General features: G+C 64.0%; 8 protein-coding genes. 7 read left to right on the forward strand and 1 reads right to left on the reverse strand.

Features of this window, described 5'->3' with window-relative positions:
* Window positions 1-5 precede the first annotated feature (5 nt).
* Window positions 6-1,157, reverse strand: coding sequence for a serine hydrolase domain-containing protein (locus NOG11_RS14490; RefSeq protein WP_256620525.1), 1,152 nt, complete (start codon window positions 1,155-1,157; stop codon window positions 6-8).
* 175 nt (window positions 1,158-1,332) lie between these two features.
* On the opposite strand from NOG11_RS14490, the gene NOG11_RS14495 reads away from it, so the two are divergent.
* From NOG11_RS14495 to rlmJ, 7 genes are all read left to right on the forward strand, one after another.
* Window positions 1,333-1,800: an Lrp/AsnC family transcriptional regulator gene (locus NOG11_RS14495; protein ID WP_256620526.1), complete on the forward strand. Its 468-nt coding sequence runs from the start codon at window positions 1,333-1,335 to the stop codon at window positions 1,798-1,800.
* Between the two features lie 430 nt (window positions 1,801-2,230).
* On the forward strand, window positions 2,231-3,409 hold the full coding sequence (locus NOG11_RS14500; protein WP_256620527.1) for a DUF3667 domain-containing protein: 1,179 nt from the start codon (window positions 2,231-2,233) through the stop codon (window positions 3,407-3,409).
* 12 nt (window positions 3,410-3,421) lie between these two features.
* Complete coding sequence (locus tag NOG11_RS14505) at window positions 3,422-4,078, forward strand: fumarylacetoacetate hydrolase family protein (protein ID WP_256620528.1); 657 nt, start codon at window positions 3,422-3,424, stop codon at window positions 4,076-4,078.
* Window positions 4,075-4,539 (forward strand): free L-methionine (R)-S-oxide reductase MsrC, encoded by a 465-nt coding sequence (msrC, locus tag NOG11_RS14510; RefSeq protein ID WP_256620529.1) that lies wholly within the window; start codon window positions 4,075-4,077, stop codon window positions 4,537-4,539. Before NOG11_RS14505 ends, msrC begins: the two co-directional genes overlap by 4 nt.
* Complete coding sequence (locus NOG11_RS14515; protein WP_256620530.1) at window positions 4,536-4,961, forward strand: DoxX family protein; 426 nt, start codon at window positions 4,536-4,538, stop codon at window positions 4,959-4,961. Before msrC ends, NOG11_RS14515 begins: the two co-directional genes overlap by 4 nt.
* 91 nt (window positions 4,962-5,052) lie before the next feature.
* The gene (locus tag NOG11_RS14520) at window positions 5,053-5,796 is read left to right on the forward strand and encodes an SIMPL domain-containing protein (protein WP_256620531.1); all 744 of its coding nucleotides are present in this window, start codon (window positions 5,053-5,055) and stop codon (window positions 5,794-5,796) included.
* 116 nt (window positions 5,797-5,912) lie between these two features.
* Window positions 5,913-6,575: a 23S rRNA (adenine(2030)-N(6))-methyltransferase RlmJ gene (gene rlmJ / locus NOG11_RS14525; protein ID WP_256620532.1), complete on the forward strand. Its 663-nt coding sequence runs from the start codon at window positions 5,913-5,915 to the stop codon at window positions 6,573-6,575.
* Window positions 6,576-6,646 lie beyond the last annotated feature (71 nt).

The following is a 6,646-nucleotide window of genomic DNA, read 5'->3' on the forward strand; positions in this document are numbered from 1 at the left end:
TTTTCCTACGGAGCGAACACGCCATCGGTCGCCTCGACGGCGCGGTAGAGGTTGCCGATGAGGGAGGAGGTGAGGCTGGCGCAGTTGCAGTTGACGTGAGCCACCACCGCCGCGCCGCGCTCAGGGTAGTAGTGGGCGATGGTCTGGTAGCCGAAGACGTCGCCCGTATGACCGTAGAGCTCCTCACCGGAGCGGGTGACGATCGTCTCGATACCGAGGCCCTGCCGCCGCCGCGGCGCCCGCTCGATCAGCTCGGCGGTCATCCGGTCGCCAAGATGCCTGAGCGCCGCCTCTTCGCCTAGAAGCCCTTCGAGGAAGACAGCGACCTCCTGCGCGGAAGCCGCGATCCCGCCGTCCGGCCCGGAGTGCTCCCAATAGGCATAGGTGTTCTTCCAGGGACGCAGATAGGTGCCGTAGCCGTATACAGCCTCGTCCGCCGGATCGAAGCGGTTGTAGTAGGTCGCTTCGAGCTTCAGCGGTGTCCTGATTACCTCGCCGAGGACCTCGTCCAGCGGCTGGCCCGAGGCCTCCTCGACGACCGCGCCGAGATAGAGATAGCCCGTATTGGAGTAGGCGTAGCGCTCTCCCGGCGGATGGGTCGCCTTCATCCGGCGGACGGTCGGCAGCATCGCCTGAAGGGAGATCGGCTGCGTCCAGTCCCTCGTGAAGTAGGAGCGGACGTCATAGTAGTTGGGAATGCCGCTCGTATGCTGAAGAAGCTGGCGAACGGTGGCTCGGTCCGCGTTCGGAACGCCCTCGATCAGGTGCCGGGGCAGAAGATCCGCGATCCTTGTCTCCAGGTCGAAACGGCCCTGGTCGATCAGGTGGTGCACAGCAGCAGCCGTGTAGATCTTCGAGATGCTGCCGATGCGCAGCGGGGCCTCCTTCGGCATCGGAGCTCCGCTCTTACGGTCGGAGATGCCCGCGACCACCGTCACGGTCTCGTCCCTCGTTCGGACATGGATCAGCACGCCGGGCGCACCGCCCGCTACCGTGGCGTCGGCGATGCGCTGCGCCGCCTCTTGGGTGCTGAGGCCAGCGAAGTCGGCTGCCTCGAACCGAGGGGGGTCCGTTCTGTCGCGGTACACCCACCACCAGAGCGCAGCCGAACCGAGGGCGGCGATCAGTAGAAAGAACAAAGGAAGTCGAAACCGCATGGACCTCATCCGCCGGAAGGTGGGGGACTGTTCGGTCGCGCGGCAGGCCTTCGCCACAAGCGCGAGCGGAGAAGCCCGATCCCTGCGGTCTTAGCAACGGACCCCGTGACAATCTCAGCGAAAATCGCCAGTTGGGGTGCGGAAATCTGCGAGTCATACCGCTGGAACGACGAAAATGAGCGACCAAACCGCCGAACTCGACCGGTTCGACCGGGCCATCCTGCGCATTCTACAGCGCGACAACCAGCGCAGCCACGAGGCCATCGGACGGGCGGTCGGCCTATCAGGCTCGGCGGTCAGGCGGCGCATCGTCCGGCTTCGGGAAGAGGGCGTCATCGCGAGGGATGTCAGCCTGCTGGACCCGGTAGGCTGGGGGGTGCGGCTGATCGTGACCCTGACCTTTGGCGAGGAAACGGTCGAGGCCTATGAGGCCCTGGACGAGCAGATGGCGGCCGAACCTCACGTCATGCAAAGCTACCACGTGGCGGGAACCGAGGACTACGTCCTGATCGTGCACGGTCCGAATCTTCCCTGGTACGAGGCGTGGAGTAAGGACACCTTCATGACGAACCCCGCCATTCGCCGCTACGAAACTAAGGTGGTCTGGTCCTGCAAGAAGTTCGAGACCTCCGTTCCTCTTTGATTCGCGAAGACGTTCTCGAGAGGAGCTTTGCGAGGCCGGGTAGTGTCTCAGTGTGAATCCTGTTCGAGAGATTCGCTCGCTGCCCACCTCTCCCGTTCACGGGAGAGGTCAAAATCTGGCGCAGTCAGGTTTTGGGTGAGGGCTTCGGCGAAGCCGTTCTGCAACGCTAGTTATCACGACCTGCGCTCAGAACCCCCTCACCCTCGGTCCCTCTCCCGTGAACGGGAGAGGGAGGCGGTACTTGCCAGGCTTTCGAACTGAGACACTACCAAAGCGCGCCGTCTTGCCGCAGGCGCCCCGCGCCTGCACAATGGCGCGCACAGGGTTTCGGGGACCGACCGTCGTGAGCACCACCANAAAGCGCGCCGTCTTGCCGCAGGCGCCCCGCGCCTGCACAATGGCGCGCACAGGGTTTCGGGGACCGACCGTCGTGAGCACCACCACCACCGCCGCCAGCGCTGAGCATATGGCCGAGCATGCGGGCAGGGCGTGCCTTGCCTGCGGCACCACCATCATGGGGCCGTGGTGCCATGCCTGCGGGCAGAAGGACGACGACTGTCGCCGCTCGGTCTTCAAGCTGATGGCAGAGAGCGTCACCGATATCGCCGCCCTCGACGGCCGCTTCGTGCGTACCTGCCGCAACGTGGTGACCAAGCCCGGCAGCCATGTGCGCGACTACGCCCATGGACGCCGCTCGCCCTTCACCCCGCCGGTGAGGCTGTTCCTTCTGGTCTCGCTTCTCTTCTTCACCACCCTGCAGCTCACCGACAAGCACCTCGTCGTCGTCGATGTGGAGCTGCGCGACCGAGGAGAGGTGCAGGCCGAGGCCCAGGCCTTTCTCGAAGGCATGGAGGAGGGCTTCACCGAAGACGAGCGGGAGGCGGCAAGAGAGGCGATAGAGCAGCTCGGAGAGGTGCCTCCGGTGGTAGCGGAAAGCGTAAGGTCAGAAGCCGAGGAGGGCGAATCGGATGGCGAGACCGAGGTCAACTTCAAGCTCAGCGAGGAGGGCCTGACCGCCGACATCGAGACCGACGAGGAGAGCGGCGGATGGGTTCCCATACCCCACGTCATGTTCCTCCACGAGGCGCCCGAGCGGGAGTACAGCCCCGAGGAGCGCGACTATATCCGCCAGATGATCGACTTCGACAGCTTCGAGCTGAACGGGCGCGAGGTGGATTCGGAGCTTTTCGTCGAGCGCATCCTCTCCATTTTAAGGAACCCGGCGGCCTTCTCCAACGCGCTCAACGAGTGGATCCCGCGGCTTATGCTGGTCTTCGTGCCGCTGATGGCACTCCTCGGCGCCGCGGTGATCAGGGGGCGGGACGCGCTGATCTACGACCACCTCCTCCTGTCGCTTCAGACCCACGCCATCGGCTTTCTGGTCATCACCATCAATGTGTGGACGGGCGGCTTCATGCCCGGCTCGGTCGGCGGGCTGCTCTTCTTCCTCGGTGTGCCGATCTACTACCTTCTGGCGATCAAGGGCGCGTTTAAGAGGTCCTGGCGCAAGTCGGTCTTCGCCACCTTGTTCGTCTTCTCGATCTACAGCTTCCTCTTCTGGCTCGGCCTCTTCATCGCCGCCGCCTACAGCTTCCTGGAGATCTTCTGAGCCGTGCATAGCGTGACCCAAGCCTCACTCCCAGTCATAGGCGGCGAGACCTTCCCGGTGCGGCGCATCTTCTGCATCGGCAAGAACTACGCGGACCACGCAGCCGAGATGGGCTCCGATCCCAAGTCCGAGCCGCCGGTCTTCTTCACCAAGCCAGCTGATGCCGTCTTCACCGGCGAGACCATGCCCTTCCCTCCGATAACGGAGAACCTGCACTTCGAAGGAGAGCTGGTGGTGGCCCTTCGTGACGGCGGCAAGAACCTCGGCGAGGAAGAGGCGCGTGCCTGCGTCTACGGCTATGCCTGCGGCTGCGATCTCACTCGCCGCGACCTCCAGTCCGAGGCGAAGAAGCGCGGCGCCCCCTGGGACATGGCCAAGGGCTTCGACAACAGCGCTGCCATCGGCCCCCTCGTGCCCATGCCGGGCGAGCCCATGGAGGGGGAGCTTGCCACGCTCGTCAATGGCGAGGAGCGCCAGCGCACGAGCCTCTCCAAGATGATCTGGAGCGTGCCGGAGACGCTCTCCAGGCTTTCCCGCTATGTCGAGCTGAAGCCCGGCGACCTCCTCTTCACCGGCACCCCGGCGGGGGTCGGCCGGCTTGACCCCGGCGACCGGGTCGAGGTCACCGTTGCGGACCTGCCGTCCTTGCGCTTTACGCTGGCCGGATGACCAAAGCCGACACTTACGAGCAGACCGCCAAGGAGATCGCCGCCGTGCTGGAGGGGGAGGGGAACGGTATCGCCCGTATGGCGACGGTGAGCTGCCTTCTCGCCCAAGCTTTCCCCGGCAATATCTGGACCGGTTTCTACATGGTGGACCCCGAGAAGCCGGACGAGCTGATCGTCGGCCCTTATCAGGGCACGCTGGGCTGCCTGCGCATCCCCTTTGGGCGCGGCGTCTGCGGTGCGGCGGCGGAGACTGGCCAGACCCAAGTGGTTCGCGACGTCCACGCCTTCGAAGGCCACATCGCCTGCGACAGCCGCTCGGTGAGCGAGATCGTCGTCCCCGTACGGACCGAGAAGGGCGAGCTGATCGCCGTCCTCGACATCGACAGCCCCGACGAGGGAACTTTTGACGAGGTTGATAAGGAGTGGCTGGAACGGATCGTCGAGCGGACCTTCACTGCATGAAAGCTCTCACAGGGGCGGGCATCGGACTCATCGCCCTGTGGATGATCGCAGGAGGCATCCTTCATCTCGTCGTGCCGGAGGCCTTCTTTCCCATCGTGCCCGACTGGCTGCCCGAAGGCCCGGTTGTCATCATCAGCGGCTTGATCGAGCTTCTGATCGGCATCGGCGTTCTAATCCCCCGCACCCGCGCGGGCGCGGCCTTCGGCTTCGCACTCCTCTGCGCACTGTTCTTGCCGCTCCACCTCTGGGACTTCTTCCGCCCGGACCCCGTGTTCAGCGTGCCCGTTCTGGCCAGCGTCAGGATTGGCGTGCAGCTGCTCCTGATCGGTCTAGGGCTGTGGTTGTGGCAGCGATCGACGGCCTCTGAAGGAAGCGCTCGCAGCAAACGGAACGGTGAGACTAAACCGGAAGCATCAAGGTAAGAGCAACTCTCGCCTATGTGGAGATGGGGGTAATCCTCGGCTTGTAGAACCAGCTCCAAACCGCAATATTGCAGCAGTGGGGGATCAAACAATGAAGCAATTCGTCATTCTTCTGTGCGCGGCCGGACTGGCGGGGTGTTTGCCCCTGGACGAGCCCCCGCAGGTCACTGTGCAGGGCTACGGTGAGGTGAAAGCCATGCCGGACAGCTTCCGATTGAGCATCACCCCCGCTGGGACGGGTTCGACGACGCAGCAGGCCATAGCCGCTATGAATCGGGAGTTGAACGAACTTCGGTCTCAGCTGCCGCAAATGAGGGGGTTGGAGCAAATCGAGTTCACCAGTAGTGACGTCAATCTCTACAGTGTGCGCGACCCGGAGTGTACGAGCCAGTACGAGAATCAAAACTCGGACTTCTGTCCTGTAGAGCAGTACTACGCCTATGTGGATTTAAGTGTAGAGGCCAGTCCGGCCAAACAGGCCGGAAATCTTTTGTCCTTGGCTAGCGAGATGACGGGTTCGGAAATCTCCACCCGTGCATTCTCGGTCTCGAACAGGGGCGATTATAAAAATGAGGCGCTTGCCGCCGCCGTTGCAGATGCGCGGGCACGCGCGAAGGATCTGGCCGAGGCGTCAGGAATGTCGGTGGGAGAAGTGCTGAAGATCACGCCATCGGATAGCAACAGATGGGCCTACGATCTCGAGATGGCACCGGAAGAGACCTCTGTGCGCCGGGAACGAGTTCCGCAAGAGGCAATTGAGATTGATGTGGCGCCGCAAACGATCTCCGCAGAAGTCGAAGTCGTTTTCGCCTTGAAGCCGCGTGCGGAGGACTGAGGCTGCTCTCCTACCAGCACGCCTACCACGCGGGCGGCCCCGCCGATGTTCACAAGCACCTGGTCCTGGCCGAACTCCTCTCTCTGCTGACGGTCAAGGGCCGGGGCGTCAGCTATATGGAGACCCATGGGGGCAGGGGGCTCTACGATCTGTCCTCGGAGGAAACGGCCAAGACCCATGAGGCGGCGGAGGGCATCGCGCTTCTCAGCCCCGATCCCGGCACTCCTTTCGGCCAAGCCCTGGGTGCGGCAAAGGCGAGGGGAGGGCCGCAAGCCTATCCCGGCTCGCCCCTGGTCGCCGAGGCGCTCTTGCGCCCCCAGGACCGCCTGGTCCTGATGGAGGCCCACCCTAAGGAGCACGCTGGCCTCAAGCGAACCATGCGCGGCACCATCGCCGAGGTGCACCGCCGTAACGGCTATGAGGGCTCGCTCGCCCTGGCGCCGCTGGAGCCCCGCCGGGGCCTCGTCCTCATCGACCCCTCCTATGAGGACAAGACCGAGTACGAGCGCGCTGGCCGCCACACCCTGGCCCTGCGCAAGAAGTGGCCTGAGGCGGCTGTCCTGATCTGGTACCCCCTTCTTAAAGCAGGACGGCACAAAGACCTTCTCGGCGTCCTCGAAGGGGACGATTCCTTGGTCAGCGAGGTGTCTTTCTCTCTCAAGGAAGGGCGCGGCATGACCGGTTCGGGCCTCGTGCTTTTAGGCGCTCCCTACGGCGCAGACGCAGCGTTCGAGCGGGCTCTGGCCCAGGGCACGCCCGTCCTGAAGCCTCTACGCTGACGGATTTCGGGCGGAAAGGCCGAGCGCGGCACGCAAGCTGCATTCCTCTTTGCAGACGACGCCGAAGGCTC

Source organism: Parvularcula maris, from assembly GCF_024505085.1.
GTDB classification, from domain to species: domain Bacteria; phylum Pseudomonadota; class Alphaproteobacteria; order Caulobacterales; family Parvularculaceae; genus Parvularcula; species Parvularcula maris.

What these genes read in the sequence shown, in the direction of transcription:
- NOG11_RS14490 (WP_256620525.1), bottom strand. Translation starts at nt 1,157, where the DNA reads ATGCGGTTTCGACTTCCTTTGTTCTTTCTACTGATCGCCGCCCTCGGT.
- NOG11_RS14495 (WP_256620526.1), top strand. Translation starts at nt 1,333, where the DNA reads ATGAGCGACCAAACCGCCGAACTCGACCGGTTCGACCGGGCCATCCTG.
- msrC (WP_256620529.1), top strand. Translation starts at nt 4,075, where the DNA reads ATGACCAAAGCCGACACTTACGAGCAGACCGCCAAGGAGATCGCCGCC.
- NOG11_RS14515 (WP_256620530.1), top strand. Translation starts at nt 4,536, where the DNA reads ATGAAAGCTCTCACAGGGGCGGGCATCGGACTCATCGCCCTGTGGATG.
- NOG11_RS14520 (WP_256620531.1), top strand. Translation starts at nt 5,053, where the DNA reads ATGAAGCAATTCGTCATTCTTCTGTGCGCGGCCGGACTGGCGGGGTGT.
- rlmJ (WP_256620532.1), top strand. Translation starts at nt 5,913, where the DNA reads ATGGAGACCCATGGGGGCAGGGGGCTCTACGATCTGTCCTCGGAGGAA.